General features: G+C 51.2%; 1 protein-coding gene. It reads left to right on the top strand.

Annotated elements, in window-relative coordinates; genetic code table 11:
- Window positions 1–153 precede the first annotated feature (153 nt).
- Window positions 154–1,017, top strand: a complete 864-nt coding sequence (locus tag SQ11_RS15340) for a response regulator (protein WP_041515074.1) — start codon at window positions 154–156, stop codon at window positions 1,015–1,017.
- Window positions 1,018–1,047 lie beyond the last annotated feature (30 nt).

Genomic DNA, 1,047 nt, shown 5'->3' with positions numbered 1-1,047 from the left:
TAGGGCATCCCTCTTCCGAACGAAGTCAATATTCTTTCCTAATGAAATCATTTTCTGTTTTCTTATGAGAGTTAGCGCACAGAGTATCTTCTGGAATAACGGCAGCATTACCACCTTGCATCATCGTTCAAAAGCCGTTCACTGACAGGTGTAATGATTAGCAAACCCGACATTCTTAACGCCAGCATCCTGATTGTTGATGATCAGGATGTCAATGTCCGGCTGCTTGAACAGATGTTGGGCGATGCCGGTTATACCCGCATCACTTCGACCATGGACCCTTACCAGGTTTGCCCTCTCTATCGCCAGAACCGCTACGATCTGATTCTGCTCGATCTGCAGATGCCCGGCATGGATGGCTTCCAGGTGCTCGACGGCTTGAAAGAAATAGAACCGGATGGCTATCTTCCGGTCCTCGTGATCACCGCCCAGCCAAGCCATAAGCTGCGCGCGCTACAAGCCGGTGCAAAGGATTTCGTCAGCAAGCCGTTTGATCTGGTCGAAGTGCAGACACGTATTCACAACCTGCTGGAAGTACGCCTGTTGTACAAAAAACTCAGGAGTTATAATAAGGAACTGGAACAAATCGTGGCGGAGCGGACTGCGGAATTGCGCGAGAGCGAGGCGCGCTTTCGCCGTCTGACCGAGTTGGCCTCCGACTGGTATTGGGAACAGGATGAAAACGGGCGTTTCACCAAGGTGTATGGGCCAGCCCTCGAAATGCTTGGCATTACCGTCGATGCCTTACTGGGTGAACCCAAAGGAAATAACGAAGCACGCTGGGATGAAGCCGAGTATGCGGTATTCAAGGCAAACATCGCGGCGCGGCGCCCTTTCCTTGATTTTGTCTACAGCCGCACCAAATCCGATGGCTCACGACAGTATCTGATGGTCAGCGGCGAGCCAATGTTCGATTCATCCGGCCGCTTCACGGGCTATCGCGGGATCGGCAAGGATGTTACCGAAAGCATGTATCCGGTTAAAAAAATAGTCCGGCGGTTCAGTACAGTTGCGTAACAAACTCAAATGAATAAATCCGCAGAGTAA

Origin of the sequence: Nitrosospira sp. NpAV, from assembly GCF_000832065.1 — a bacterium.
Taxonomy (GTDB): domain Bacteria; phylum Pseudomonadota; class Gammaproteobacteria; order Burkholderiales; family Nitrosomonadaceae; genus Nitrosospira.
Note: the sequence above shows the minus strand (reverse complement) of the source record. Positions and strands in the feature narration are given on the sequence as shown.

What these genes read in the sequence shown, in the direction of transcription:
- SQ11_RS15340 (WP_041515074.1), top strand. Translation starts at nt 154, where the DNA reads ATGATTAGCAAACCCGACATTCTTAACGCCAGCATCCTGATTGTTGAT.